Raw genomic sequence first — 25365 nt, 5'->3', positions numbered from 1 at the left:
GGCTCGGGCCCACTCAACAATCCGTTTTTGGCAAGATTGCGAAGTCGGCGACATAGTGATCGATCCCTTCACCTGAACGGAAGCTTAAGGTTCCGGTGGAGGCTGATTTTCGAGCAGGCTGCCGAAATGAGCAGGACTCCGCTGTGCCTTTTTTCCCGGCCTGATACTGCCCTGCAACATTCGCGGTCTTGCGGCGCACTCAGCAGAATTTTACCGGATGAAGGCGCAGCTTCGACCGTGTCGTCCGCGACACGCAGAATTCAAAATTCAATTGTGACACCTCAGGCGGGCGGCATCGACTCCAGGCCCTCATGGGCGATCCAGGCGGCGGTGCGGTCGAGGGCGCGGCGCAGGCGCTCGAACAGGGTGTCGATCTCGTCGGTCTCGATGACGAGCGGCGGGCAGACGGCGATGCGGTCGCCCATGAGGAAGCGCACGATCAACCCCTCGTCCTGGGCGAAGGCGACGCAGCGGGCCGCGACCCCGGCCTTGGGAGCATATTGCCGCTTGTCGCCCTTGTCGGCCACGAGTTCGATGCCGCCGATCAGGCCGATCCCGCGGGCCTCGCCGACGAGCGGATGGTCGGCGAGCGACGCGAGTTTGGCCTGGAAATGCGGGGCCTTCTCGGCGGCGCGCTCGACGATGCGGTCGCGCCGGTAGATGTGGAGCGCGCGGTTGGCCACCGCGCAGGCCACCGGATGCCCGGAATAGGTGGTGCCGTGGCCGAAGCCGCCGAGCTTGACGCTCTCGTCGAGCATGGCGCGGTAGAGCGGCTCGTCGATGCTGATGCCGCCAAGCGGCAGGTAGCCGGAGGTCAGCGCCTTGGCAAACGACAGGGTGTGAGGCCGGATGCCGAGCGCCTCCGAACCGAACCACGTGCCGAGGCGGCCGAAGCCGCAAATCACCTCGTCGGCGACGAGGCGCACCTCGTAGCGCTCCAGCACCGGCTGGATCGCGGCGAAGTAGCCGGCCGGCGGCACGATGGCGCCGCCCGCCCCCATGACCGGCTCGACGAAGAAGGCCGCGACCGTCTCCGGGTCTTCGGCGAGGATCTGCGCCTCCAACTCGGCGGCGAGGCGTTCGGAAAAGGCTTCCTCGCTCTCCCCGGGCTCGGCGCCGCGATAATGGTGCGGGCAGGCGGCGTGCAGGAAGCCGGGGATCGGCAGATCCCAGTCGGTGTGGTTGGCCGGCAGGCCGGTGAGCGAGGCGGTCGCCACCGTGACGCCGTGATAGCCCTTGCGGCGGCCGATGATCTTCTTCTTGAGCGGGCGCCCCAGCGCATTGTTCATGTACCAGAGCAGCTTGATCTGCGCGTCGTTGGCCTCGGAGCCCGACGAGGTGAAGAAGATCTTCGAGGTCGGGACCGGCATCAGCTCCTTGAGCGTCTCGGCCAACTCGATCGCCGGATCGTGGCTACGGCCCGAGAACAGGTGGGCGAAGGGCAGCTTGCCCATCTGCTCGGCGGCGGCCTCGACCAGTTCCTCGTTGCTGTAGCCGAGCGCGGTGCACCACAGCCCGGACATGCCTTCGAGGTACGGGCGCCCGTCCGAATCGTAGACCCAGACCCCATGCCCGCGCTCCAGCACCAGCGAGCCGGTCTCCCGGAAGGTGGAGAGGTTGGTGTAGGGGTGGATCAGGGTCTCGACGTCGCGGGCGGCGATGTTCGACAGCATGGCGGCGGACCGGCGGCTTCGCCGACGGGAACGGCCGGCACGCCCGCCACACTAACGACCGCAATCCCGCTCAGGAAGGCGCCGCCCCCGCGCACGCCGCCCGGAATTTCTAAATCGATGCTCGACCCCGCCGCCATCGTCGCGACGCCCGCCGCGGGCCGGGAATGCGGCCCCTGCACCCTCTGCTGCAAGGTCTACGAAGTGCCCGCGGTCGAGAGCCCGGCCGGACGCTGGTGCCGCCACCTCAAGCCGGGCGCCGGCTGCGGCATCCACGCGTCGCGGCCGGACCATTGCCGGGCGTTCCACTGCCTCTGGATGACGGAAAGCTGGATGGGGCCGGAATGGCGCCCGGACCGGGCCAAGATGGTGCTCAGCCTCGATCCGGTGACCCGGTTCATGAACGTGCAGGTCGATCCGGGTCAGGCCAATGCCTGGAAGCGGGCGCCCTACCACGACCAGCTCCGGCGCTGGGCCGCCTCGTCCCTGCCGCTACAGCGCTATGTGCTCGTTCATGTCGGCAGCTTGACCACCGTGGTGCTGCCGGACCGGGACGTGCCGCTCGGCCCCTTCGGCCCTGGCGACCGGCTGGTCGCCCGCGAGCGGATGGGCCCGGGCGGTCTGACGGCGGATGTCGAGAAGGTGTCGGGCTGAGGCCGATCGGGCCAGACAGCTCAGGCCATGCAGCGGCCGGGCACCATGCGGCGGGCCTCGGGGCCGGCGAGCGAGCTGATCGGCGTCTCGCAGCCCTCGCGGGTCAGGCGCTTGGGCTTCACCGGCATCTCCTGCACTTCGCGGGTCGATGGGGTGGGCTGGAGGCGGTGGAGCGGACGCGGCGCGGTGGCGACGTGAATCGGGCTGATGGCGGTGTCGTAGGGGCGCAGACCCGGCAGCGGCGTGGCCGCCGGCGCCTCCAGGGCGAGCCGCGGCGCGGAGGCCGGTGCGGCCAGGGCATCGGCGCCGTGGCGTACCATCGGCAACACCAGAAGGGTGAGGATCGCAGCAGGACCAGTCACGCCGAGAACGAAGCCGGGCCGAAGCATCTTTGCGATCTCCGAAAGGGAGCTTGACAGGATGTCGGCACAACGCGGCCACGCGTTCTGCGGTTCCTTCACTGTGCCGCTTCGATGCAGGACAGTATTGCGCGCGTTAACCGATTGGCGATTCGCGGGGTGCGGGGTCGCCTCACCGGCCTTGAAGCGTTGCCAAAATGCCGCGCGCTTGAAAAAAGCGACTGATCCGGAACCCTGCTCCCGGCGAACCGTTGAGACAGCAACCCGGCCATCTGGTCCTCCCCGCATTCCCCTTGTGCATCGGCCGGAACCTTCCCAACGGGTCGGACAGCAGTCCGGCCCGTTTTTTCGTGCCTGCCTTCCGCCGATCCAGAACGCGAAAAGGGCGCCGATCCGGCCGGATCGGCGCCCTTTTCGTTTGAACCCGGAAGAGAACTCAGGCGCTGCGGGCTTCGCGGCGGCGGGCGCTCTGCTGGAAGAACAGCGCTTGGCTGATGACCGCCGAGACGTTGGCGGGCTGGAACGGCTTGGCGATGAGGAAGGCCGGCTCCGGACGCTCGCCGGTGAGGAAGCGCTCGGGATAGGCGGTGATGAAGATCACCGGCACCTCGAAGGTCTTGAGCAGGTCGTTGACGGCGTCGAGGCCCGACGAGCCGTCGGCGAGCTGGATGTCGGCGAGGATCAGGCCGGGGCGGTTGCCCTCGGACGCGATCTTGATCGCCTCGGTGCGGGTGCGGGCGACGCCGATGACGTTGTGGCCGAGGCCCTCGACCAGGGCTTCGAGATCCATGGCGATCAGCGGCTCGTCCTCGATGATGAGGATCTCGGTCGCCATGTCGGCGGCGAGTTCGCGGCCGGCCTCGTCGACGAGGTCGCGCACCTTCGCGACGTCCACGTCGAGGATCACGCCGGCATCCTCTTCCGAAAACCCTTCGAGGCAGGAGAGCAGGAAGGCTTGGCGCGGCAGCGGCGTGATCTGGCCGAGGCGGACTTCCGCCGGGAGATCGTGCTGCACCTGCTCGCTGTGGCCGTTGACCGAGAGCGAGTTCCAGATCCGGGTGAAGACGCGGAACAGGTCGGCCTTGACGTTGGTCGAGCGGCCGAGCGTCTCGGGCTCGTTGACCAGGGTCTCCAGGGTCGCGGCCACGTAAGCGTCGCCCGCCACCTGGCTGCCGGTGAGGGCGCGGGCGTAGCGGCGCAGGTAAGGCAGGTGCTGCACGACCAGTTGTGCTGTCGACATGGATTCCCCTGAGCCTCTGCGCTCTTCGTCGTTATCGATGCGCCGCTAACGCGGCGGCGCCCCGTCCGTTCCTGACCCTGCCCGGAACCGAACCCGTGTGGCGGCGTTGCTGCCGAAGCCATGACTCATGTCAAGCCGCAACACAATCGCGGCGAGTCACTGCGGCGCCAAGGGGATCGACGACGGATGAACGAGGACGAGCCGGCCGGCGACCTTACCGGCGACCGGCCCGCTGCGACGCGCGGTGGGTTGAACGATCAGACCCAGCAACGCATCGGCCATCAGCTGCGCGCCCTCTACGATACCGTCCTCCAGCAACCGGTTCCGGACCGCTTCCGCGATCTGATCGCCCGCCTCGACGACACGCCGGATCCGGCCGGATCCGAATGACGCGGGCGGCGCCTGATCAATCCCGGCCGAGCATCGACTTCCCGATGGCGAAGACCCGCCCATCACCCAGCAGGTAGGCAGTGAAACCCTTCGGGAACAGGGGCTCGAAGGCGGTGTCCCGCACGTTGAGCCCACCGGCATAGGCGCCGAAGGCCGGCATGACGAGGCGGTGACCGTCGCTCACGAAACAGCGGCGGCGCACGGACCGCCCGCGCATCGAGACCTTGCCGCAGGGATGAAGATGGCCGGCGACCTCGCCCGCCTCCGCCCCGGCCAGGGGCTCGTGCCGCAGGGTCAGGCCGCCGACCGAAACCGTCTCGCAATAGCGCCCGCCGACGCCCTCGCTCACCGCGGCATCGTGGTTGCCGGCGATCCAGACCCAGTCGCGCCCCTCCTGCAGGGCGGCGACCAGGGCGCGGTCGCCGGGCTCCATCCGCTCGGGGCCGCGGGCGTCGTGGAAGGAATCGCCGAGCGCGACGACGCAGGCCGGATCGAGCCGCTGCACCGCCTCGTGCAGTTGCGCCAGCGTCTCCCGTGTATCGTAGGGCGGCAGGAACTGGCCGGAGCGGGCGGCATAAGCCGAGCCTTTCTCCAGATGGAGATCGGACACGACCAGCGTGCGGTGTTCGGGCAGCCACAGGGCGCCGCTGCGGTCGAGGCTCAGCGCCTCTCCGGCGAGCGACAGGTCGGTGCCCTTCACGGTCTTCTCGAGTCGTTGGCTCTGGGCCAAGGTCGCATCCTCAAACGGGTTGGGAGGGGCGAGCCTTTAGCCGAGCGCCTCTTCGAGCAGCGCGGCTTCGGCCTCGGCCAGGATGTCGTCGGCCCCCTCCCCGTAGACCCGCTCACGCCCGATTTCGAGCATGACGGAGACGGAGAGCGGCGAAACCCGGTCGAGGGATCGGTGGATGATTCGCCCCCGGATGCGCCTCAGCATCATGCCGAGGCGGGTCACGTCGAGGAGTCCGGTTGCCGCATCCTGCCGCGCGGCGCGCAGCAACAGGTGGTCGGGCTGGTGGCGGCGCAGCACGTCGTAGATCAGGTCGGTCGAGATCGTGACCTGCCGTCCGGTCTTCTTCTGCCCCGGAAACCGCCGCTCGATCAGCCCCGCGATCACCGCGCATTGGCGGAAGGTGCGCTTCATCATGGCGGATTCATCGAGCCAGGCTTCGAGATCGTCGCCGAGCATGTCCTCGTCGAACAGGGCCTCCACGAAGTCCGGCGAGAGGGCGATGCGCTCGCTCACGTCCTTCGTCATCCAGATGGCGATGCCGTAATCGTTGGCGGCAAAGCCCAGCGGACGCAGGCGGGCGCGCTCCAGCCGGCGGGTCAGCAGCATCCCGAGGGTCTGGTGGGCGAGCCGTCCCTCGAACGGGAAGGCGGTGAGATAGAAGCGGCCGGCGCGCGGAAAGGTCTCGACCAGAAGATCGCGCTCGCCGGGTAGGATCGAGTGGCGGCGCTGCTGCGCGAGATAGGTGGCGAGTTGGGGCGGCAGCCGGTCCCACTCGAACGGGTCGGCGATGATCGCCCGCACCCGCGCGGCCAGGAAGGTCGAGAGCGGAAATTTCGAGCCGGCATAGGAGGGAATCGCCGGATCGGTGCCGGGGCCGGCGCGGGTGGCCATGCACTCGTCCTCGGCCAACCCCTCGAAGCGCAGCACCTCGCCGGCGAACAGGAAGGTGTCGCCGGGCGTCAACGTCTCACAAAAATCCTCCTCGATCTCGCCGAGCACCCGGCCGGTCTTCGGCAGGACCGTGCCGGGCTTGCCGCGGAGCTGCCGCGCCAGCCGGACCTTGACGTGGGTCGATTCGACGATGGTGCCGACATTCATGCGGTATTGCTGCGCGACCCGCGCGTCGCGCACCCGCCATTTGCCGTCGGCTCCTTTAAGGATCTTGGCGAAGCGCTCGTAGGCCCGCAGGGCGTAGCCGCCGGTCGCGACGTAATCGACCACCGCCTCGAAATCCTCCCAGGACAGGCCGGCATAGGGGGCGGCGGAGACGATCTCGTCGTAGAGATCGAGTGGATCGAAGGCGTCGGCGCAGGCCATGCCGAGCACGTGCTGGGCCAGCACGTCGGGGGCGCCGATGCGGGCATCCGGCGTGTCCTGCGCGGCCTCCTCGACGGCGTCGAGGGCAGCACGGCATTCCAGCATCTCGAAGCGGTTGCCGGGCACCAGATACGCCTTGGACGGCTCGTCCATGCGGTGATTGGCCCGGCCGATGCGCTGCATGATCCGGCTCGCCCCCTTCGGCGCGCCGACATTGACCACGAGATCGACATCGCCCCAGTCGATCCCGAGATCGAGCGTGGCGGTGCAGACGATGGCCCGCAGCTGCCCCGCCGCCATCGCGGCCTCGACCCGGCGGCGCTGCGAGGCGTCGAGAGAGCCGTGATGCAGGGCGATGGGGAGGGTGTCGTCGTTGAGGCGCCAGAGTTCCTGGAAGGTGTACTCCGCTTGAAGGCGAGTGTTGACGAAGACCAGCACGGTCCGGTGGGAGCGGATCAGGTCGTAGATCGCCGGCATGGCGTGCTTGGCGGTGTGGCCGGCGAGCGGCAGCGTGCGGCCGATGTCCAGCATGTGCAGGTCGGCCTTGGCGCCGCCGGTGGCGACGACGAGGTCGGCCATCGCCGGGGCTCCAACCCCTCCCTCCCCCGCAGAGGGGGGAGGGCTTTGGCGTTGCGCCACGAGGTACTTCCGCAGTTCATCCGGCTCGCGCACCGTCGCCGACAAGCCGATGGACCGTAGCCCCGGCGCCAGCCGGCGCAATCGCGCCAGCGCCAGCGCCAGCAGATCCCCCCGCTTCGACGTCACCAGCGCGTGAAGCTCATCGAGCACCACCGTCCGCAAACCGGCAAAGAATGCCTCGGCCTCGCGATGCGCCAACAGCAGCGACAACTGCTCCGGCGTGGTCAACAAAATATCCGGCGGGCGGGCGATCTGGCGGGTGCGCTTGTGGGCCGGGGTGTCGCCTGTGCGGGTCTCGACCGTAACCGGCAGGCTCATGCCGGCGATCGGCGCATCGAGATTGCGGGCGATGTCGACGGCGAGGGCCTTGAGCGGCGAGACGTAGAGCGTGTGGAGCCCGCGCTTGCCTTGCCCCTTGTCCTGCCCCTTGCCCCGCCCCGCCTCGGACAGCTCGACGAGGCTCGGCAGGAACCCGGCCAGCGTCTTGCCCGCTCCGGTCGGGGCCACGAGGAGCGCCGAGCGGCCGGCCCGTACGGTTGCCAGAAGTTCGAGCTGGTGCGGGCGGGGCTGCCAGCCGCGCTCGGAGAACCAGTCGGCGAAACGCGGCGGGAGATCGGAAGGGGGCACACCGCTCAGGTAAGGCGCCGGGCCCGGCCCGCCACCCGCCTCACGCCAGCGCCATCAGGAACCGGTCGATCAGCTCCAGGGCGCGCTCGGTAATCTGCCCCGGATAGCGCACGAAGACGTGGCAGCCGCCGGCATAGACCGCCGTGTGGCCACCGTTGCCGGCCGCCGCCCAGCGGGCCGACATGTAGAGCGTGTCGTCGAGGAGCGGGTCCGCCGTGCCCACGGTGAAGAGCGCGGGCGGCAGACCCTTGAGATCGGCATAGAGCGGCGACACGTCGGGCCGGCGCCGGTCGATGCCGTCGCGGACATAGCCGTCGGCGAAGCGCTCCAGATCGGTGCCGTTGATGACGAGGCGCTCGCTCCCCCAGAGCCGCACGCTCGGGGTCAGGCCGAGATCGTAGAAGCCGGCATTGAGGTTGGCGCCGCGGAAGGCGCGGGTGAGGTTGTGCCGGTCGCGCAGGCGCAGCAACACCATGACGGCGAGATGCGCGCCGACCGATTCGCCGCCGATGGTGAGAGCGGTGACGCCGAGCTCGGCCCGGCCCGGGCCGGCGAGCCAGAGGGCGGCGGCTTCGCAATCTTCGAGGGCGGCCGGATAGGGATGCTCGGGCGCCAGCCGGTACTCGACCGAGAGGCAGACGAAGCCGCAGGCGTCGGCGATGCGCTCCAGCCACGGATCCTGCTCGTCGGCCGCGCCCCACACCCAGCCGCCGCGGTGGATATGGAGATAGGCGCCCCGCGCCTTCCCCTTCGGCCGGATGACGCGCAGCGCCAGCGGACCGCCGGGGCCGTCGATGGTGAGCGTCTCGGCGCGGGCGCTGCGCGGCATGGCCGGCGAGGCCTTGGTGCCCTCGCGGCGGCGGGCGCGCACCTCCGCGATCGGCAGCGACCACGGGTCGGGCTGCGCGGCATGGGCGGCCACGATCTCGGCGTTGAGGGCCTTGGTCTCCGGATCGATCGTCGCCGGGTCGAACAGGGCGTGGTCGATCATGGGCCTTTCTCGGGTTCGGGCGTGCCAGCAGCCCGCCATCTTGAGCGGAACGCGCCCCGGTGCCATCTGGCAGAGGCCGCGAAAGCATCCAACGACGGATCGGGGCGCGCGGTTTCACACGGCTGTGGCGGCGGAGCAACGCTCTCACGGACCGGCGGGTGGGGATTGAGGGACCGGAACGGCATGATCGGCGATCACGACACGCGGCGCGGCTTGCCCCCGGGACAGGGCGGCTACGTCGATCCGCGCTACGGTGCCCCGCGCCATCGCTCGGCCCTCCACCGCTTCCTCGGCGGCTCGCCCGCCGCGGTGGCGATCAAGCTGCTGTTCCTGTCGGTGCTGGTCGGCGCCGTGATGGCGATGCTCGGGCTCACCCCCGGCCTGCTGTTCTGGCAGCTCTACGACCTGTCCCGGCAGCTGATCGATCTCGGCTTCGACACCTTCCACGATTTCGGCCGCTGGGTGCTGGCCGGTGCTGCGGTGGTGGTGCCGATCTGGTTCGTCGCCCGGCTTCTCTCGTCGTCGCGCGAGCGCTGAGGCTCCAACGACACGCCGCATTCCGGGTTCGCCTGCGGCGCCCCGGAATGACGGTGGCGGGTGTGGCCGCGCCTGCGACGCGGAACCGATTGCGCGGCGATCTGGTACGGTTCTAAGAACGACGCCCTAACTAGCCGCCAGCCTCAAAGAAAAATCAGTCCGAGGACGCGCCGTGCAGACCAGCTTCTCCCCCGAGCAGCTCGCCGATCCCGCCATGGCGGCCTCGGAGAAGATCCTGCGCACCTGCGTGCATTGCGGCTTCTGCACCGCGACCTGCCCGACCTACCTGCTGCTCGGCGACGAACTCGATTCACCGCGGGGCCGCATCTACCTCATCAAGGACATGCTGGAAGGCGGAAAGGCGGCGACCCGCGAGGTGGTCAAGCACGTCGATCGCTGCCTCTCCTGCCTGTCCTGCATGACGACCTGCCCGTCGGGGGTGCATTACATGCACCTCGTCGATCACGCCCGCACCCACATCGAAAAGACCTACAAGCGACCGCTCAGCGACCGGTTGCTGCGTTCGGTGCTGGCCTTCGTGCTGCCCTATCCGAACCGCTTCCGCCTCGCCCTTCTCGGCGCCAAGATCGGCGCGCCGCTGCGCCCGCTGATGGCGAGGGTGCCCCGTGTGGGCAACCGGCTCGCGGCCATGCTCGACCTCGCGCCGGCCGAGTTGCCGAACCGCAACCGCTTCGACCGGCCGGGCGTGTTTCCCGCCGACACCTCGGCGCAGGAAGTGAGCGACCTGTTCCAGACCGGCCGCGATGCCGGCCCCGTCAAGCCCCGCGGCCGGGTCGCGCTGCTGCGCGGCTGTGCGCAGAGCGTGCTGCGGCCGGACTTCAACGAGGCGGCGATCCGCCTCTTGAACCGCCACGGCGTCGAGGTGGTGCAGCCCAAGGGCGAGGGCTGCTGCGGGGCGCTGACCCACCACATGGGCAAGGAGGAGTCCTCCCACGCCCACGCCAAGCGCACCATCGACGCCTGGATCGCCGAGATGGATGGCGGCGGCCTCGACGCGATCATCGTGACGGCCTCGGGCTGCGGCACGACGATCAAGGATTACGGCTTCATGTTCCGCGACGATCCGGCCTATGCCGAGAAGGCCAAGCGGGTGTCCGGCATCGCCAGGGACGTGACCGAATACATGGCCGAGATCGGCCTCCTGCCGCCGGTGGAGGACACCGACCTCGTCGTGGCCTACCACTCCGCTTGCTCGATGCAGCACGGCCAACAAATCCGCACCGAGCCGAAAACACTTCTCAAGAAGGCGGGCTTCACCGTGAAGGACGTGCCGGAGGGCCATATCTGTTGCGGCTCGGCCGGCACCTACAACATCCTGCAGCCGGAGATCGCCGGACGCCTGCGCGAGCGCAAGGTCGCCAACATCGAACGGATGCAGCCCGACCTGATCGCCACCGGCAATATCGGTTGCGCCACCCAGATCGGGAAGGGCACGGACATCCCGATCGTCCACACCGTGGAACTGCTCGATTGGGCGACCGGCGGCCCTCGGCCCGAAGCGCTCGACCGGATGCGTCCGGTTTCGGCGCCCAAGCCGGTGCCGGCACACGCCTGAGACGACGCTCGGCGCGGCGCTTTCGCTCAGGGATGGCGGCCGGGGTTTCCTTGACCTCGCTGCAGGTGCGAATTAGGCCGCAACCTCCCCCGGCCCGAGATCGTTTGCGTTCCTGATGACCGAAGAATCTTCAGCACCGCCTGTCGTCCTCCTCGTCGAAGACGATGGCCTGTTGCTGATGGAGGCCTCGGACACGCTCGCCGAGGCCGGCTTCGACGTGCTGGAGGCGCCCCACGCCGACAAGGCGCTGGCCGTTCTCAAGGACCGGCCCGACGTCGAGATCCTGATGACCGATGTCGACATGCCGATGGGTTCGATGGACGGCTTCGCCCTGGCCCGCGTCGTCGCGCACCGCTGGCCCGAAATCCCGGTGCTGATCGTTTCCGGCATGGGCACGCCCGGCCCCGGCGACATGCCGGAGGGTGCCCGCTTCATTCCCAAGCCCTACGCGCCGACCATGCTGGTGCGTACGCTCAAGGCCTGTCTCAAGCGCGCGGCGTGAGTTTTCGGAGGGCCGGCATCGACTGAGCGGGGTTTCACCGAACCGCGTTTCGCGGCAGAAGACCGGCCAAACCGCGATTGTCAGGTCGATCCATGAGTTCGGAGCCCAAAACCTACCGTCTCGCCACGCAGGCGGTCCATGCCGGGGCCGCCCCCGATCCCGCCACGGGCGCGCGGGCGCAGCCGATCTACTTCACCAACGGCTTCGTGTTCGACTCGACCGAGCAGGCCGCCGACATCTTCGCCATGCGCAAGACCGGCTTCTCCTACTCGCGCGGCTCGAACCCCACGGTCGCCGCGCTGGAGCGCCGGGTCGCCGCGCTGGAGGGTGCCAAGGCGGCCGTCGCGGTCTCGTCCGGCCAGTCGGCCGTGCTCCTCGTCATGATGACGCTGATGCAATCGGGCGACGCCTACGTCGCCTCGCCGCGCCTGTTCGGCGGCTCGCTCGGCCTGATGCGCCGGTTGGAGGGCCGTTACGACCTGACGCCCCACTTCGCCGCCGACCTGACGCCGGAAGCGTTCGAGGCCGCGATCACGCCCGACACCAAGGCGATCATCTGCGAGTCGATCGTCAACCCCTGCGCCACGGTGATGGACATCGAGGGGATCGCGAAGGTCGCCAAGAAGCACGGCCTGCCGCTCGTAATCGACAACACGCTCGCCTCGCCGGCCCTCATCCGCCCGATCGAGTACGGCGCCGACATCGTCGTCCACTCGACCTCGAAGTTCCTGGGCGGCTCCGGTCAGGTGATCGGCGGCATGATCTGCGATGCCGGCACCTTCGATTGGGCGTCCAAGGGTTCGCGCTACAACCTCATCAACGATCCCTGGCCCGACTATGACGGCCTGATCGTCAGCCAGCGCTTCCCCGAGATCTCCTTCGCGGTGGCCTGCCGCCTGTTCGGCCTGCGCGACCTCGGCCCCGGTCTGTCGCCGATGAACGCGTTCCTGACGCTCACCGGCATCGAGACCCTGCCGCTGCGCATGGCGCGCCACTGCGCCAACGCGAAGCAAATCGCCGCCTTCCTCAAGGACCATCCGGCGGTGGAATGGGTGAGCTACCCGGCGCTGCCCGGCCAGTCCGGCGAGGCTCTGGCCAACCGCTATTGCCCGCAGGGACCGGGCTCGATCTTCACCTTCGCGCTGAAAGGCGGCGAGCCGGCGGCGCTGAAGTTCATCGCAGGCCTCGAACTCGTCTCGCACCTCGTCAACATCGGCGAGATCAAGACGCTCGCCATCCACCCGGCCACCACCACCCACCGGCAGCTCCGACCCGAGGAGCGCGCGGCGGCATGCGTCGGCCCCGAGACGGTGCGCCTGTCGATCGGCCTCGAAGATCCCGAGGACCTGATCGCCGACATCGAGCAGGCGCTGGCCAAGGTCGCCTGAGCCATGCGCCGACGCCTCCTCGCCGGGCTCGCCCTCATCGGGCTCGGCGCGGGCGGCGTCGTGGCCGCGGACTTCCTCCAGATCGGCCGCACCGAGCCGCCGCTGGTGCCCGAGCCGGAGCGGGCCGACCGCATTCTGGTCGAGAAGGCAGCCCGCCGCCTGACGCTGCTGCGGGGCGAGACCGTGCTCGCGACCTATCCGGTCTCGCTCGGCTTCACGCCGACGGGCCACAAGACCCGCGAGGGCGACGGGCGCACGCCGGAGGGCAGCTACGCCATCGCGTATCGTAATCCGCGGAGCGTCGCCCACCTCTCGCTCAAGGTCTCCTACCCCTCCCCTGCCGACAGTGCGGCGGCGCAGACGCGCGGCGAGGCGCCGGGCGGCGACATCATGATCCACGGCCTGATGAACGGGTTCTCCTGGGCCGGCCGGCTGCACCGGATGATGGACTGGACGCAAGGCTGCGTCGGCGTCACCAACGCCGAGATGCGCGAAATCTATGCGCGCGTCGATGTCGGCACGCCGATCGAGATCAGGCCGTGATCCGGCAGGGCGCGAACCCGCCTCTCAGAAATGCGTGCCGATCCTGAGCCGCACCTGATGCCGGTCGAAATTCGTCAGGTCACGGTCCTCGCCCGCGCCCGCCTCGCTGCCCGCGAGCTGCGTGCCCCAGGTGAAGGAGATCCAGGTCTCCTCCGTCAGCGTCTTGTACAAGGTGGGCCCAAGATAGACGGCCTGACCGGCGAAGCGGTCCAGACCGAGGCCGGAATAGGCGCGTAGATATCGGGCCTCCAAGCCCAGGAAGAGGCCCGGCCCGAAGCGCTTCGCCACCGCGCCCGAGATTTCGACGTTCGAGGCCTGCTGATCGCCCGCGATCCCGGCGAGCCGTGAACGGCCCAGCGCGTAGACGACGTTGAGGCCCGCCACGACCTCTCCGGGTACGATCTCGCGATCCATCAGCAGACCGGCCTCGACCGAGAGACCGCTGGCGGCAAGTCCCGTCGCCGGGTCCAGGCGGCTGCCGCCGATGACGGTGTTGAGGGTCAACCCGAACGGCGCCTCGTCGCGGGTGAAAATCCGCGCCCGCGTCTCGATGAAGCCGCCGGCCAGTGCCGCGACCTCGCGGTCGTCGAGGCCCGGCACGCCGCGCATGGCGTAGCCCGCGAACGCCAGTCCCGGCGCGAGGCGGAAGCGGTCGCTCAGCGGCACCTTCAGCACCAGGGCGGAATCGACAGCGCGAAAGGCGCCCCCGCGCTTGCCCAAGCGAGCTGTGGTCTCGGATTCCAGTTCCTTCTCCGGCGGTGCGCCGATGTCGGAGCCCTCGGTGAAGCCGAACAGGTGTTCGGTATCGACGCCGTGATCGGAGGCCGAGGCCGGCGCGGCGACCATCATGCAAACCGCGAGCATCGGTGCGAACCGGTGGAGAGGGCGTTTCACGGCGAGCTCGCATCAATCATTATGCGTTATGCTATACCTAATAGATTGAGCGCAAACATACAGTCAAGGCTGATCCGCCGGATCCGGTGGCTCCCCGTTTCACCTCACGGCATCGGGCGGAATGACGCGCCGAAAAATCTTTCCCCGCGTCCGACTCGGTCGGTGCCGGACAGCGTGTCGTCATCGCTCTGGCCCAGTTCGAGAAATTCCGAATCGAGACGGCGCAACGTCGCATCTGAGGCTAAAGCCTGAGTCGATTTTCGCCAGGAACAGGTCCTTCCGAACCCGGTTTTCCGATCAGCGATCACAACCGATCGTCGGACAAGTCAGAGGATGATCTTATGACCCAGCCGAACCAGCACACGAAGGGCAACAGCTCGCGCAATGCTGATCAGGACACGTCGAAGAACTCTGGCCAGCCGCATAAGGGCAGCGTTCAACATTCGGACGACGGTCGCCTGAAGGAAAATCGCGATCAGGGCGTGCATCGCGGCGACAAGGAATAAGCCGGGCTCGGCGCCACTGGGCTCCTCCGGAAGAGGTCGCCTTCGGGCGGCCTCTTCCCATATGGCCTCGCGACACCGAGACGAGGGAGACGCCTCATGCGCGCATACGAGATGTCCGCCGCCAAAGGGCTCGACAGCTGGAGCCTCGCCGAGCGTGAAAAGCCCGAGCCGGGGCGCGGACAGGTGCTGGTGCGGATGCACGCCGCCTCGCTCAATTACCGCGACCTGCTGATCGCCCGGGACCGTTATCCCTTCGCGGTCGCCCTCGACCGCCTGATTCCGGTCTCCGACGGAGCCGGCGAGGTGGTCGCCGTCGGCGAGGGCGTGCGTCGCTTCAAGGGCGGCGAGCGGGTCGCCGGCATCTTCTCGCAGAGCTGGCTCGGCGGCGCGCAGGTGGACGACATGTGGCACACGGCGCTGGGCGGTGCCATCGACGGGGTGCTGGCCGAGTATCAGGTGTTCGACGCCGACGGCCTCGTGCGCCTGCCCGACCATCTCGGCTTCGAGGAGGGTGCCACCCTCCCCTGCGCCGCCGTCACCGCCTGGAACGCGCTCTACGGCGTCAAGCCGCTCAAGGCGGGTGAGACCGTACTGGCGCTCGGCACCGGCGGGGTCTCGGTCTTCGCGATTCAGTTCGCAAGGGCCGCGGGTGCGCGGGTGATCGCCACCTCCTCCAGCGACGCCAAGTTGGAGAAGGCCAAGGCGCTCGGCGCCCACGAGACCATCAACTACCGCACCCATCCCGACTGGGAGCGCGAGGTGCGCCGCCTGACCGAGGGCGTGGGCGTCGATCACGTGGTGGAGGTCGGCGGCACCGGCACCCTGCCGCGGTCCATCGCCTCGACGCGGCCCGGCGGTCATATCGGGCTGATCGGCCTGCTCGCCGAGGGCGAAGCGATCGATCCGCTGGCGATCCTCGGCGCGAGCTGCCTCGTACGCGGCGTCGCGGTCGGCTCGCGAGAGATGTTCGAGGACATGAACCGGGCCATCGCGCTGCACGGGATCGAGCCGGTGATCGACAGAAGCTTCGCCTTCAAGGAAGCGCCGGCCGCGCTTGCGGCGCTGGCCGAGGCGAACCACGTCGGCAAGATCGTGATCCGCATCGCGGAGGCGTGAGATGCGGCCGTCTACGATCTCGGGATTGGGCGTGTTCCTCGCTGCCCTGCCGGTTGCCGCGGCGGCGGAGGCAATCACGGTGCGCACCGAGAACTTCGCCCGGCCGCCCTATTCGGGCGCGACCTATTACGTCTACGAGCGGGCCGGGCAGACGGTCTGCACCAAGCTGTCAGTCTGCAACAAGTTCAACGCCTGCGACGTCACCTACAAGCCGGGCGCCTACAAGGACCCCGAGGACGCCGAGGCTGGGGCGCCGTTCGCGACGACACCAGCGGTGGCGATCCCGCCGGCCTCCCTGTCGAAGCATGTCTGCCTGACCCGGTTCGGACTCCCCGGGCAATCTCGATAGGGGCTACTCGGCGCCCGTGCCTGTCTTGCGGTCGAGCGCCCGCAGGGCGCCCCGAAACGTCCGCACATCCTGCTCGGTCATGCTCATGCGATGCAGCATGTCGCGCATGTTGCGGGCGATGATCTCGCGCTTCTCCGGCGGGTAGAACCCGGCCCGCTCCAGCGTCGCCTCCAGACTGGTGAACAGCGACAGCAGCGCCTCGCGCGTGGCAGGGGGCGAGAGCATCTCGCCGGAGAAGCGCAGGGTCGCAAGCCCAGCGGCGCGCCGCCATTCATAGCCCATGAGCAGAACCGCCTGGGCGAGGTTGAGCGACGGGAATTCCTCCGTGACCGGGAAGGTCACGATGGCATCGGCCAGCGAGACCTCGTCGTTGGTCAGCCCGACCCGTTCGCGCCCGAACATCAGCCCGATCCGCTCCCCCCGCCCGATCCGTTCGGCAACCTCCGCCATGGCCGGCTCGGGCGCATGAACGCGCTTCATCTGCCCGCGCTCACGCGCCGTGGTGGCGAACAGGGCGTGCAGGTCGGCAATCGCCTCGGGCAGCGTGGCGTAGACCGTCGCCCGATCGAGCACGTGGGTCGCGCCGGAGGCCGCCTCCCGCACGCCCTTCTTCGGCCAGCCGTTCTTGGGCGCCACCAGCCGCAACTCGGACAGGCCGAAATTCGCCATGGCCCGGGCGGTCATGCCGATGTTTTCCGCGAGTTGCGGTTCGACCAAGATGACGATGGGGGCGGTCACGACACTCTCGACGGAAAACGCCGCCGAGCCGGGCGGCAGCGTGCAGGGACACAGGGCGACGAGACAGCGACCGGCCCGCCGCCGCCGGTTCTGCCACACGCCGTCGCGGCGAGCGACAGCGCAGCCCGCTTTCGCTCGGGATTCTCGGCGGAGCGGGTGCGGGTCGGCCTATGCCTTCATCCGCACATAGGTCCCCGGCGCCGGCCCGAGGGACGGCAAGGCGCCTTCACCGGGAATGCGGGCGGGGACGCGCTCGGGCGCCTGCTCCTCCAGCCATCGGAACCAGTAGGGCCACCACGAACCCTCGTGCTCGGTGGCATTGGCGACCCAGTCCTCGAACTTGCCCTTGGCCGGGCCGCCGGTGCGGAAGCCGTATTTGGGCTTCTTGCCCGGCGGGTTGACGACGCCGGCGATGTGGCCGGAGCCCGCCAGCACGTAATCGACCCGGCCGCCGAACTTGCCCGAGCCTTCGAACACCGAGAGCGCCGGGGCGATGTGGTCCTCGCGGGTGGCGAGGTTGAAGATCGGCGCCTTCACCTTCTTCAGATCGAGGCGCACGTTGCCGAGCACCATCTGACCCTTGGCCAGGGTGTTGTTGAGGTAGCAGTTGCGAAGATAGAAGGAATGGTTGGCCGCCGGCATCCGGGTGGCGTCGGCGTTCCAGTACAGTAGGTCGAACGCCTGGGGTGCCTTGCCCTTAACGTAGTTGTTGACGACGTAAGACCAGATCAGATCGTTCGGTCGCAGCATGTTGAAGGCGTTGGCCATGCGGGCGCCCTCGAGATAGCCGCGCTCGGCCATCCGCCCCTCGATGACCTTGATCTGCTCCTCGTCGGCGAACACCTTGAGATCGCCCGCGTGGGTGAAGTCGACCTGCGTGGTGAGGAAGGTCGCATTCTTGATGCGGCGGTTGCCGGTGGCGGCCTGATAGGCCAGCGTGACGGCCAGAAGCGTGCCGCCGACGCAGTAGCCCGCGGCCGAGACTTCGCTCTCCCCGGTGGCGACGCCGATCATGTCGATCGCCGTCTCGATGCCCTCGCGCATGTAGGACTCGAAATCCTTGTCGCGGTGGCGCTCGTCCGGGTTGACCCAGGAGATTACGAACACGGTGATGCCCTGGCTGACCATCCAGCCGATGAGGCTCTTCTGCGGGTTGAGATCGAGAATGTAGAACTTGTTGATCCAGGGCGGCACGATCAGGAGCGGGCGCTTCAGCACGGTCTCGGTCTTGGGCGCGTACTGGATCAGCTCCATCAGCTCGTTGCGGAACACAACCTCGCCCGGCGTGACCGCCACGTCCTCGCCGAAGGTGAAGGCGTTGAGATCGGTCTGGCGCACGCGGAGCTGGCCGCCGCCGGCCTGGATGTCCTCCTGCAGCATCTTCATGCCGCGCACGAGATTCGCCCCGCCTTCCTCCAGCGTCTGGCGCAGGAGTTCGGGGTTGGTCATCACGAAGTTCGAGGGCGAATAGGCCGAGAGAAGCTGGCGCAGGTAGAACTCCGCCTTGTGGCGGGTGTGCTCGTCGAGCCCCTCGGCCTTCTCGACCAGCTCCTCGGCCCAGCGGCTGAAGATGAAATAGCTCTGCTTGATGATGTCGAAGAGCGGATTCTTGGTCCAATCCTCGTGGGCGAAGCGCTTGTCCTTCGCGTCAGGCGCCGCGACGGGCTGCGGCTGCTGTCCCTGCATCCGCGCGGCGGTGGAGGCCCACAGGGCGGCGAAGGATTCGGTCAGCCGAGTCTGGGCCCGCACGGCCTTCTCGGGATCGGAGAGCCATGTCTCCGCAACCTTGGTGAGGGTGCGGGTCATCTCGTCGATCTCGTCGGCGCCCTGCACCGCGCCGCCCTGCCCCATCTTCTCGAACGGCTGGAGCGCCGTCTGCCGGAAGCTCTCGGCCAATTGGTTGGCGTTTCGGGCGATCGTCTCGAAATCCGGTGCTGCCGGGCTGGTCCGCTCCGTGGCCACGCGAGTCCATCCTCCCGTCTCGGCTCACCTTTCCGTCCGGAGGGACGCGACGAGCCTCGTTTCCGACAATTTAACGCTCCAGGCAGGAGATGTCGCCGTCCGCACATCCCATTTCCAGACCGTTGTCATGCTCGTGAGCCCCACTTTCCGCGCCGTCGCCCTGGCCGTGCCGGTTCTGGCGCTCGCGGCCGGCTGCTCGAGTGACGTCAACCCGATGAAGGCGGCCTTCGTCGGCGCGGGCTACGGTCCGAAGGAGACGCAGGCGCCGGATTTCGTCGCCGCCTCGCGCAAGGCGGATGCCGGTTACATGCCGGTCGGCGAATCGGCGCCGCGACCCACCCGCACCCGCAGCGCCGAGGGGATGAAAGCGCTCCAATCCGAACTCGAGAACGCCCGCAGCCGCAACGAGGCCAAGGGCCGGGCCGCCGAGAGCGCGGCCAAGGCCACCGCGCAGGGGCTCGCGCCGCCGCAGTGACCGGGACACAATCAAGGTCGAGGGTGCGGTAGCACCGTATGGCCGGGCGCGCAGAGCGCCCCGCGCAGCGGCCTCGGCCACGCCGAGGCGTCTAGCGGAGCGAGAAGCCTAAGCCCGCGGATGCGGGCGCCGGCGACTGAGGCCAACTAAAAAACCCATCGGCGCGTGAGCGCGCCGATGGTAAACACTCCGATTCCCTGCCGCCGACGCCACGCGGGGGGAAGCGTTCCGCGACACCGGACAGAACCCGCCATGACCGATTTCCACCGCATCAAGCGCCTTCCGCCTTACGTCTTCGAGCAGGTGAACCGGATCAAGGCCGCCGCCCGAGCCCAGGGCGCCGACATCATCGATCTCGGCATGGGCAACCCGGATCTCGACGCGCCGCGCCACGTCATCGAGAAGCTGGTCGAGACCGCGGGCAAGCCGCGCACCGACCGCTACTCGGCCTCCAAGGGCATCGCCGGCCTGCGCCGGGCCCAGGCCAATTACTACCAGCGCCGCTTCGGCGTGAGCCTGAACCCCGACACGCAGGTCGTGGCGACGCTCGGCTCCAAGGAAGGCTTCGCCAACATGGCCCAGGCGATCACCGCGCCGGGCGACGTGGTGCTCGTGCCCAACCCGAGCTACCCGATCCACGCCTTCGGCTTCCTGATGGCGGGCGGCGTGATCCGCTCCGTTCCGGCCGAGCCGACCCCGGCGATGTTCCCGGCCCTGGAGAAGGCCGTGGCGCATTCGATCCCGAAGCCGGTCGCGCTCGTGGTCTGCTATCCCTCGAACCCGACGGCCTATGTCGCGGGCCTCGATTTCTACCGCGACCTCGTCGCGTTCGCGAAGAAGCACGAGCTGATCCTGCTGTCGGATCTCGCCTACGCCGAGGTCTATTTCGACGACAACGACCCGCCGCCCTCCGTGCTGCAGGTGCCGGGCGCCATCGACGTGACGGTGGAATTCACTTCGCTCTCGAAGACCTTCTCCATGGCCGGCTGGCGCATGGGTTTCGCGGTCGGCAACGAGCGCCTGCTTGCGGCGCTGACGCGGGTGAAGTCCTACCTCGATTACGGCGCCTTCACGCCGATCCAGGTGGCGGCCACCGCCGCGCTGAACGGACCGGACGATTGCATCCAGGAGATGCGGGCCACCTACAAGAAGCGCCGCGACGCGCTGATCGAATCGTTCGGCAAGGCCGGCTGGAAGCTGCCGGTGCCGCAGGCCTCCATGTTCGCCTGGGTGCCGATTCCCGAGAAGTACCGGCCGCTCGGCAGCCTGGAATTCTCCAAGCTCCTGCTGGAGAAGTCCGACGTGGCGGTGGCGCCGGGCATCGGCTTCGGCGAGCACGGCGACGATTACGTCCGCATCGCGCTCGTCGAGAACGAGCAGCGGATCCGGCAGGCGGCGCGCAACGTCCGCCGGTTCTTCGACAACTCAGACCGCACGCTGCACAACGTCGTGCCGATGCAGAAGGCGGTTTGATTCCTTCTGGGTTGCGCGGCCCCCGCGTTAAGCCGGAGGCCGCGTCCGCCGTCATGCCGTTGTGATGCGGGCGGTCGGCCGAAAATGTTGCGGCGGGGCGACAGCCCCCCGCAATCGCGCCCCGCTCCCCGCGCGAGCCTCCGGGGAAGCTTGTCAGTGGGCCTCGCCGTCCGCAGGGTCTTCTCCCGTTCCGCCGCAGGGTTCCGATCCGGCGGCCGGTCTGTGCCCCGAGGATTCGCATGCGCCGCCTGAAGCTCTTCGCCGCCCTGGCGCTCGCCGGCGCCGCAACCGGCGCCTGCGCCCCGCACCCGATCGTGGCCCGCGACCCCGTGCCCGCGCCCTCGCCCGATGAGGCCTATGACTGCACGACGAAGCCTCTCGTCCTGAACGCCTACCAGACCGGCTGCGAGCCGCGCCTGCGCGAGCGCCGCACGGTGCTCCAGTCGAAGGGCTGAACGTAAAGCCTTCCTTGTCACATCTCAGACTTGATCGAAGCCGACAGACAGCGCCCTCCCGCCACGGCGGGGAGCCGAAACAGACGCCCTTCGTGAAGGAGCCACCCGTGGCCCATACCCGCCTCGTCCTCGCCGCCCTGCTCGGTTTGACGATCGCCGACACCGCCCTCGCCCAGGGCGTGGGCGACCTCCGCTACGGCGAGCGGACCGGACCGCAGGTGCTCCAGCCCGATCCCGACACCAGCCGCTTCGCCGGCCCGCCGATGAGCACGGACGGTCGTGATCTGCGCGCCATCGGCGCCGTGCCGGTCCCGACCGTGATGAACGGCGGCAGCTTCGGCGTCACCGGCAACGACTACTACAACGACATGAAAGTTCTGACGCCGCAGGGCCCGCGCCGGAACTCCGAGACCTACATGCTGGCCCCGGCCTACCGCTCGCCGCCGCTGCGCTGATCTCTCGGGGTACGCCGGTCTCGCCTTGCGCGATCGTCGCGGGGCGAGACCCGACGAGGACCCTACGCCAGCGGCCGACGCCGCGGGTTCGGGTTTCGGTCGTGCTCGCCCTCGCCATGGGCGGCCTTCTCGTAGGCCGTCACGATGCGGCGCACGAGATCGTGGCGGACCACGTCCACGTCGCGGAAGCGCACCCGGCCGATGCCCTCGACGCCGTCGAGCACGTTGACCGCCTCCACGAGCCCCGATTTCTGGCCCGGCGGCAGATCGATCTGGCTCGGATCGCCGGTGATGATCATGCGCGAGTTCTCGCCCAATCGCGTCAGGAACATCTTCATCTGCATCGAGGTGGTGTTCTGCGCCTCGTCGAGCAGCACGACGGCGTTGGTCAGGGTACGCCCGCGCATGAAGGCCAGCGGGGCGATCTCGATGATGCCGGTCTGCAGGCCGCGATCGACGTGGCGGGCCTCCATGAAGTCGTAGAGCGCGTCGTAGATCGGCCGCAGATACGGATCGACCTTCTCGCGCATGTCGCCCGGCAGGAAGCCGAGGCGCTCACCGGCCTCGACCGCCGGGCGCGACAGGATCAGCCGCTCGGCATGGCCCTGCTCCAGCAGCGAGACGGCGTGGCCCACCGCGAGCCAAGTCTTGCCGGTGCCGGCGGGACCTTCGGCGAAGACCAGCTCGTTCGCGCGTAAGAGCTTGATGTACTCGCTCTGCGCCGCGTTGCGGGCGCGCACGGCGCCGCGCTTGCGGGTGGCGATCTGCTCGAAATGCTCGCGGCCCGGATCGGCGGCGATCTCGGCGGACGGGAACAGGTTGCCCTGAACGGTGACCTCCTGGATCACCCCGTCCACGTCGCCGACGGTCAGGGTCGTACCGCCCTTCTGGACGCGGACATAGAGCCGCTCGAACACCCGCCGGGCCTTTTCCGCCGCGTCGGGCGCTCCTTTGAGCACGAGGTGGTTACCGAGCGCCGTGCCGGTGATGCCGAGCCGCCGCTCGATATGCGCGACGTTCTGGTCGTACTGGCCGAAGACCAGGCTGGCGAGGCGGTTGTCGTCGAAGGTCAGCGAGACCTCGACGGTCTCGGCGAGGCCGGGGCGCCCGGCGGAGGAGCTTTTGCCGCGGCCGGCGGGGCCGCGGGCGGACGCAACGTCAATCGGCACAAAGAAGATTCCTGCCTCGGTGCATTCCTATATAGGTCATGCGGCGGCGGCCGCATCGGGCAACCTCTCCCCGAACAGGCTGTTCGAGCCCGAACGCACGATCCGCACGGGCACCAATGTCCCGATGGTGGAGGCGGGTGCGTCGAACTGTACCGCCTGGAGATGCGGCGTCTTGCCCGCGACCTGCCCCGGATGACGTCCGACCTTCTCGACCAGAATCTCGGCGACGGTCCCGACCGCGGCCTCGTTGAAGGCGTGGCGCTGGGCGTCGAGGAGCTTTTGCAGTTCCGCCAGCCGCTCGGTCTTCACGCTCTCCGGCACCGCGTCCTCGCGCTCGGCCGCGGGCGTGCCGGCGCGGGGGCTGTACTTGAACGAGAAGGCGGCGGCGAAGCCGATGTCGGACACGAGCCGCATGGTCTCGGCAAAGTCGGCGTCGGTCTCGCCGGGGAAGCCGACGATGAAGTCCGAGGACAGGGCGATGTCGGGGCGCGCGTCGCGGATGCGCGCGATCAGCCGGCGATAGGCGTCGCCGGTATGGCGCCGGTTCATCGCGTGCAGGATGCGGTCGGAACCCGACTGCACCGGCAGATGCAGGTAGGGCATCACCAGCGGGTTGTGGGCGTGGGCGGCGATGAGATCGTCGGCGAAGTCGTTGGGGTGGCTGGTGGTGTAGCGCAGGCGCAAGAGGCCCGGCACCTGCGCCAGCGCGTCCATCAGGATGCCCAGGGTCGCGGGCGCGCCGTCGGCGCCGTCGCCGTGATAGGCGTTGACGTTCTGGCCGATCAGCGTGATCTCGCGCACTCCGTCGGCGACGAGGCGGCGCGCCTCCTCGACCACCGCCGCGACCGAACGCGACACCTCGGCGCCGCGGGTATAGGGCACCACGCAGAAGGCGCAGAACTTGTCGCAGCCCTCCTGCACCGTGAGGAAGCCGGTGACGCCGCGATTGCGCCGCGCCGGAAGGTGGTCGAACTTGTCCTCCAGCGGGAATTCGGTGTCGACGACGCGGCCCTCGCGGGAGCGGCGCAGCAGGTCGGGCAGTCGATGGTAGCTCTGCGGGCCCACCACCACGTCCACGGCCGGCGCGCGCGAAAGGATCTCGCGTCCCTCGGCCTGCGCGACGCAGCCCGCCACGACGATCTTCGTCTCCCGGCCGGCTTCCGCCCGCTCGCCTTTCAGCACGCGCAGCCGCCCAAGCTCGGAATAAACCTTCTCGGCGGCCTTCTCGCGGATGTGGCAGGTGTTGAGGACGACGATGTCGGCCTCCTCCACCGCCTCGGTGGCGCTGTACCCCTCGGCCGCCAGCACGTCGGCCATCCGGCCGGCGTCGTAGGCGTTCATCTGACAGCCGTAGGACTTGACGTAGGCTTTCTTCAAGATCGCATCCCGAGGCAGCCGGCACGGAGCCGCAGGACTGCCACTCATCGGTTCGAATGTTCCGGTGCGCCTAACATATTTCTCGGAAGCCGTCGCGGCGTCAATCGCGGCGGGCCGCGTCCATGAGGCCGCGCAGGCGCTCGTAGGCTTCGCCCGCCTCCGGGATGTCCCGGATCAGCGCGCCGCTGCCGAAGGTGCTGCCCATGCCGAACTGGGCGTAGGGATTCCACGACGGACTGTTCCCCGTGGCCTGCGTGGCGAGATAGACGGAGCCCAGGCCGGCGCCGCGCTGAAGCACGCCGCGCCGCAGCGACACCTCGCGCACGTCGCGGAACATCAGCCGCTTGGCATGAATGGTGAGAAAGCCTTCCTCGATCTCGAGGCGATCAGCATAGACGCGGTAGACCGTCGTCCGATAGTTCATCGCCCGCGCTATGCAGACGACGATCGGATACAGGATAAAAATCAGGCAGAACATGATGATATATGGCAGAAAAACGTCCCACAGTGTCGTTGGCTTGCCGAGCAAAGACCGAACTGGTTTTGCGAAAATGTCGATGAGCGGAACGCCGACGGCAAAGGTGAAGAACAATTGCCAGGGTAGCTGGTGCAACAGAGCAACCCACAGGACGAAAACCGGGCGATAAATCGCCAGGGGCTTCTCTGTCATTGAAATATTCCGACCTGATACACGCTGTGATCGCAGGCGCTTCAGATCGTGTCAATTGCAGCGCGCAGTGTTGGCGGGCTTTCGAGGTGGGAGGGTAAAGTCCTCATGAATCGGCGAAGCGATTTTCACTTCTTCAACCTGCTGACCGGCAGCTTCCGGCGCCTCGTCGGCCGCCCGCTCGTCGCCGAGCCGGGGCTCGGGCCGGATTGGCTCTACGCGGAGGCGCCCTTCGCGGTGTTGGCCCACGACACGTCCGCCGACCCGCTGTTCGTCTACGCCAACCGGGCGGCGCAGGCCGCCTTCGGCTACGACTGGGACGAGATCGTCGGCCTACCCTCGCGGTTCTCGGCGGAGGCGCCGGAGCGGGCCGAGCGCCAGCGCCTGCTCGACGCCGTCGCCCGCGACGGGTTCGTGGCGGATTACAGCGGCATCCGCATCGCCAAATCGGGCCGGCGCTTCCCGATCACCGACGGCATCGTGTGGCAACTCGTGGACGAGGCGGGCGTGACCCACGGACAGGCGGCGACGTTTCCGGTGGCGGGCTGAGGCCGCACCGGCAAACC

General features: G+C 68.6%; 27 protein-coding genes. 15 read left to right on the top strand and 12 right to left on the bottom strand.

The genetic code is table 11. The features are described 5' to 3' along the window. Window positions 1-281: 281 nt before the first annotated feature. Window positions 282-1673 (bottom strand): aminotransferase, encoded by a 1392-nt coding sequence (locus BM140_RS19260; protein WP_091950095.1) that lies wholly within the window; start codon window positions 1671-1673, stop codon window positions 282-284. Window positions 1674-1790: 117 nt separating this feature from the next. Here BM140_RS19260 and BM140_RS19255 point away from each other — a divergent pair, with 117 nt between their 5' ends. Beyond that, entirely contained in the window at window positions 1791-2324 is a 534-nt protein-coding gene (locus tag BM140_RS19255) for a CxxCxxCC domain-containing protein (protein WP_091950093.1), read from the top strand. Between the two features lie 20 nt (window positions 2325-2344). On the opposite strand, the gene BM140_RS19250 is transcribed toward BM140_RS19255, so the two are convergent. Both BM140_RS19250 and BM140_RS19245 read right to left on the bottom strand, forming a co-directional pair. Further along, window positions 2345-2713 (bottom strand): hypothetical protein, encoded by a 369-nt coding sequence (locus BM140_RS19250; protein ID WP_091950141.1) that lies wholly within the window; start codon window positions 2711-2713, stop codon window positions 2345-2347. A 406-nt stretch (window positions 2714-3119) separates the two neighbouring features. After that, a complete protein-coding gene (locus BM140_RS19245) occupies window positions 3120-3923 on the bottom strand; it encodes a response regulator (protein WP_091950091.1) in 804 nt (267 codons plus the stop codon). A gap of 186 nt (window positions 3924-4109) precedes the next feature. Here BM140_RS19245 and BM140_RS19240 point away from each other — a divergent pair, with 186 nt between their 5' ends. After that, window positions 4110-4313, top strand: coding sequence for a NepR family anti-sigma factor (locus BM140_RS19240; protein ID WP_091950089.1), 204 nt, complete (start codon window positions 4110-4112; stop codon window positions 4311-4313). Between the two features lie 16 nt (window positions 4314-4329). Here the strand turns inward: BM140_RS19240 and pdeM are convergent, their stop codons facing one another. The 3 genes from pdeM to BM140_RS19225 are packed head-to-tail and all read right to left on the bottom strand — an operon-like array spanning window position 4330 to window position 8617. After that, complete coding sequence (pdeM, locus tag BM140_RS19235; RefSeq protein WP_091950087.1) at window positions 4330-5043, bottom strand: ligase-associated DNA damage response endonuclease PdeM; 714 nt, start codon at window positions 5041-5043, stop codon at window positions 4330-4332. A gap of 36 nt (window positions 5044-5079) precedes the next feature. Further along, a complete protein-coding gene (locus BM140_RS19230) occupies window positions 5080-7626 on the bottom strand; it encodes a ligase-associated DNA damage response DEXH box helicase (RefSeq protein WP_091950085.1) in 2547 nt (848 codons plus the stop codon). 40 nt (window positions 7627-7666) lie between these two features. After that, entirely contained in the window at window positions 7667-8617 is a 951-nt protein-coding gene (locus BM140_RS19225) for an alpha/beta hydrolase (RefSeq protein ID WP_091950083.1), read from the bottom strand. Between the two features lie 183 nt (window positions 8618-8800). Between BM140_RS19225 and BM140_RS19220 the strand changes: the two genes are divergently transcribed. The 5 genes from BM140_RS19220 (at window position 8801) to BM140_RS19200 (ending at window position 13163) form a co-directional block, all read left to right on the top strand. Beyond that, the gene (locus tag BM140_RS19220; RefSeq protein WP_091950081.1) at window positions 8801-9154 is read left to right on the top strand and encodes a DUF6460 domain-containing protein; all 354 of its coding nucleotides are present in this window, start codon (window positions 8801-8803) and stop codon (window positions 9152-9154) included. A 172-nt stretch (window positions 9155-9326) separates the two neighbouring features. Beyond that, the gene (locus BM140_RS19215; RefSeq protein ID WP_091950079.1) at window positions 9327-10730 is read left to right on the top strand and encodes a heterodisulfide reductase-related iron-sulfur binding cluster; all 1404 of its coding nucleotides are present in this window, start codon (window positions 9327-9329) and stop codon (window positions 10728-10730) included. Between the two features lie 115 nt (window positions 10731-10845). Continuing rightward, the gene (locus tag BM140_RS19210; RefSeq protein WP_091950078.1) at window positions 10846-11232 is read left to right on the top strand and encodes a response regulator; all 387 of its coding nucleotides are present in this window, start codon (window positions 10846-10848) and stop codon (window positions 11230-11232) included. Between the two features lie 92 nt (window positions 11233-11324). Further along, window positions 11325-12620, top strand: a complete 1296-nt coding sequence (locus BM140_RS19205; protein WP_091950076.1) for an O-acetylhomoserine aminocarboxypropyltransferase/cysteine synthase family protein — start codon at window positions 11325-11327, stop codon at window positions 12618-12620. Between the two features lie 3 nt (window positions 12621-12623). After that, window positions 12624-13163 carry a L,D-transpeptidase family protein gene (locus BM140_RS19200; RefSeq protein ID WP_091950074.1) on the top strand — a complete coding sequence of 180 codons (540 nt, stop codon included), beginning with the start codon at window positions 12624-12626 and terminating at the stop codon, window positions 13161-13163. A gap of 24 nt (window positions 13164-13187) precedes the next feature. Here BM140_RS19200 and BM140_RS19195 read toward each other — a convergent pair whose 3' ends face one another. Beyond that, complete coding sequence (locus BM140_RS19195; protein WP_244535511.1) at window positions 13188-14057, bottom strand: hypothetical protein; 870 nt, start codon at window positions 14055-14057, stop codon at window positions 13188-13190. A 341-nt stretch (window positions 14058-14398) separates the two neighbouring features. Between BM140_RS19195 and BM140_RS25955 the strand changes: the two genes are divergently transcribed. The 3 genes from BM140_RS25955 to BM140_RS19185 all read left to right on the top strand — a co-directional run bounded on the left by BM140_RS25955 (window position 14399) and on the right by BM140_RS19185 (window position 16028). Then, window positions 14399-14563, top strand: coding sequence for a hypothetical protein (locus BM140_RS25955; RefSeq protein ID WP_165616500.1), 165 nt, complete (start codon window positions 14399-14401; stop codon window positions 14561-14563). A 96-nt stretch (window positions 14564-14659) separates the two neighbouring features. Then, a complete protein-coding gene (locus tag BM140_RS19190) occupies window positions 14660-15679 on the top strand; it encodes a zinc-dependent alcohol dehydrogenase family protein (protein ID WP_091950072.1) in 1020 nt (339 codons plus the stop codon). A gap of 1 nt (window position 15680) precedes the next feature. Next, the gene (locus tag BM140_RS19185) at window positions 15681-16028 is read left to right on the top strand and encodes a hypothetical protein (RefSeq protein WP_091950070.1); all 348 of its coding nucleotides are present in this window, start codon (window positions 15681-15683) and stop codon (window positions 16026-16028) included. A gap of 3 nt (window positions 16029-16031) precedes the next feature. Here BM140_RS19185 and BM140_RS19180 read toward each other — a convergent pair whose 3' ends face one another. Both BM140_RS19180 and BM140_RS19175 read right to left on the bottom strand, forming a co-directional pair. Continuing rightward, on the bottom strand, window positions 16032-16766 hold the full coding sequence (locus BM140_RS19180) for an RNA methyltransferase (RefSeq protein ID WP_091950139.1): 735 nt from the start codon (window positions 16764-16766) through the stop codon (window positions 16032-16034). A 168-nt stretch (window positions 16767-16934) separates the two neighbouring features. Next, window positions 16935-18728, bottom strand: coding sequence for a PHA/PHB synthase family protein (locus tag BM140_RS19175; protein ID WP_091950068.1), 1794 nt, complete (start codon window positions 18726-18728; stop codon window positions 16935-16937). Between the two features lie 127 nt (window positions 18729-18855). On the opposite strand from BM140_RS19175, the gene BM140_RS19170 reads away from it, so the two are divergent. The 4 genes from BM140_RS19170 (at window position 18856) to BM140_RS19155 (ending at window position 21586) form a co-directional block, all read left to right on the top strand. Further along, on the top strand, window positions 18856-19203 hold the full coding sequence (locus BM140_RS19170; protein WP_091950066.1) for a hypothetical protein: 348 nt from the start codon (window positions 18856-18858) through the stop codon (window positions 19201-19203). A gap of 252 nt (window positions 19204-19455) precedes the next feature. After that, window positions 19456-20676 carry an LL-diaminopimelate aminotransferase gene (locus BM140_RS19165; protein ID WP_091950064.1) on the top strand — a complete coding sequence of 407 codons (1221 nt, stop codon included), beginning with the start codon at window positions 19456-19458 and terminating at the stop codon, window positions 20674-20676. A gap of 239 nt (window positions 20677-20915) precedes the next feature. Continuing rightward, window positions 20916-21131: a hypothetical protein gene (locus BM140_RS19160; RefSeq protein ID WP_091950062.1), complete on the top strand. Its 216-nt coding sequence runs from the start codon at window positions 20916-20918 to the stop codon at window positions 21129-21131. A 107-nt stretch (window positions 21132-21238) separates the two neighbouring features. Continuing rightward, on the top strand, window positions 21239-21586 hold the full coding sequence (locus BM140_RS19155; protein ID WP_091950060.1) for a hypothetical protein: 348 nt from the start codon (window positions 21239-21241) through the stop codon (window positions 21584-21586). Between the two features lie 62 nt (window positions 21587-21648). Here BM140_RS19155 and BM140_RS19150 read toward each other — a convergent pair whose 3' ends face one another. The 3 genes from BM140_RS19150 to BM140_RS19140 all read right to left on the bottom strand — a co-directional run bounded on the left by BM140_RS19150 (window position 21649) and on the right by BM140_RS19140 (window position 24802). Continuing rightward, the gene (locus tag BM140_RS19150) at window positions 21649-22755 is read right to left on the bottom strand and encodes a PhoH family protein (RefSeq protein WP_091950058.1); all 1107 of its coding nucleotides are present in this window, start codon (window positions 22753-22755) and stop codon (window positions 21649-21651) included. Between the two features lie 36 nt (window positions 22756-22791). Beyond that, on the bottom strand, window positions 22792-24132 hold the full coding sequence (gene miaB, locus BM140_RS19145; RefSeq protein WP_091950055.1) for a tRNA (N6-isopentenyl adenosine(37)-C2)-methylthiotransferase MiaB: 1341 nt from the start codon (window positions 24130-24132) through the stop codon (window positions 22792-22794). A gap of 100 nt (window positions 24133-24232) precedes the next feature. Beyond that, window positions 24233-24802 carry a PH domain-containing protein gene (locus BM140_RS19140; RefSeq protein ID WP_091950053.1) on the bottom strand — a complete coding sequence of 190 codons (570 nt, stop codon included), beginning with the start codon at window positions 24800-24802 and terminating at the stop codon, window positions 24233-24235. A gap of 105 nt (window positions 24803-24907) precedes the next feature. On the opposite strand from BM140_RS19140, the gene BM140_RS19135 reads away from it, so the two are divergent. Continuing rightward, a complete protein-coding gene (locus tag BM140_RS19135; RefSeq protein WP_091950051.1) occupies window positions 24908-25348 on the top strand; it encodes an MEKHLA domain-containing protein in 441 nt (146 codons plus the stop codon). The last annotated feature ends 17 nt before the right edge of the window (window positions 25349-25365 follow it).

Source organism: Methylorubrum salsuginis (assembly GCF_900114375.1).
Taxonomy (GTDB): Bacteria; Pseudomonadota; Alphaproteobacteria; order Rhizobiales; family Beijerinckiaceae; genus Methylobacterium; species Methylobacterium salsuginis.
The sequence above is the reverse complement of the archived record's forward strand: the minus strand, read 5'-3'. Positions and strand labels throughout refer to the sequence as shown.

What these genes read in the sequence shown, in the direction of transcription:
- BM140_RS19170 (WP_091950066.1), top strand. Translation starts at nt 18,856, where the DNA reads ATGCTCGTGAGCCCCACTTTCCGCGCCGTCGCCCTGGCCGTGCCGGTT.
- BM140_RS19140 (WP_091950053.1), bottom strand. Translation starts at nt 24,802, where the DNA reads ATGACAGAGAAGCCCCTGGCGATTTATCGCCCGGTTTTCGTCCTGTGG.
- BM140_RS19135 (WP_091950051.1), top strand. Translation starts at nt 24,908, where the DNA reads ATGAATCGGCGAAGCGATTTTCACTTCTTCAACCTGCTGACCGGCAGC.
- BM140_RS19165 (WP_091950064.1), top strand. Translation starts at nt 19,456, where the DNA reads ATGACCGATTTCCACCGCATCAAGCGCCTTCCGCCTTACGTCTTCGAG.
- BM140_RS19200 (WP_091950074.1), top strand. Translation starts at nt 12,624, where the DNA reads ATGCGCCGACGCCTCCTCGCCGGGCTCGCCCTCATCGGGCTCGGCGCG.
- BM140_RS19260 (WP_091950095.1), bottom strand. Translation starts at nt 1,673, where the DNA reads ATGCTGTCGAACATCGCCGCCCGCGACGTCGAGACCCTGATCCACCCC.
- BM140_RS19160 (WP_091950062.1), top strand. Translation starts at nt 20,916, where the DNA reads ATGCGCCGCCTGAAGCTCTTCGCCGCCCTGGCGCTCGCCGGCGCCGCA.
- BM140_RS25955 (WP_165616500.1), top strand. Translation starts at nt 14,399, where the DNA reads ATGACCCAGCCGAACCAGCACACGAAGGGCAACAGCTCGCGCAATGCT.
- BM140_RS19185 (WP_091950070.1), top strand. Translation starts at nt 15,681, where the DNA reads ATGCGGCCGTCTACGATCTCGGGATTGGGCGTGTTCCTCGCTGCCCTG.
- BM140_RS19250 (WP_091950141.1), bottom strand. Translation starts at nt 2,713, where the DNA reads ATGCTTCGGCCCGGCTTCGTTCTCGGCGTGACTGGTCCTGCTGCGATC.
- BM140_RS19240 (WP_091950089.1), top strand. Translation starts at nt 4,110, where the DNA reads ATGAACGAGGACGAGCCGGCCGGCGACCTTACCGGCGACCGGCCCGCT.
- BM140_RS19255 (WP_091950093.1), top strand. Translation starts at nt 1,791, where the DNA reads ATGCTCGACCCCGCCGCCATCGTCGCGACGCCCGCCGCGGGCCGGGAA.
- BM140_RS19220 (WP_091950081.1), top strand. Translation starts at nt 8,801, where the DNA reads ATGATCGGCGATCACGACACGCGGCGCGGCTTGCCCCCGGGACAGGGC.
- BM140_RS19225 (WP_091950083.1), bottom strand. Translation starts at nt 8,617, where the DNA reads ATGATCGACCACGCCCTGTTCGACCCGGCGACGATCGATCCGGAGACC.
- BM140_RS19245 (WP_091950091.1), bottom strand. Translation starts at nt 3,923, where the DNA reads ATGTCGACAGCACAACTGGTCGTGCAGCACCTGCCTTACCTGCGCCGC.
- BM140_RS19210 (WP_091950078.1), top strand. Translation starts at nt 10,846, where the DNA reads ATGACCGAAGAATCTTCAGCACCGCCTGTCGTCCTCCTCGTCGAAGAC.
- BM140_RS19205 (WP_091950076.1), top strand. Translation starts at nt 11,325, where the DNA reads ATGAGTTCGGAGCCCAAAACCTACCGTCTCGCCACGCAGGCGGTCCAT.
- BM140_RS19190 (WP_091950072.1), top strand. Translation starts at nt 14,660, where the DNA reads ATGCGCGCATACGAGATGTCCGCCGCCAAAGGGCTCGACAGCTGGAGC.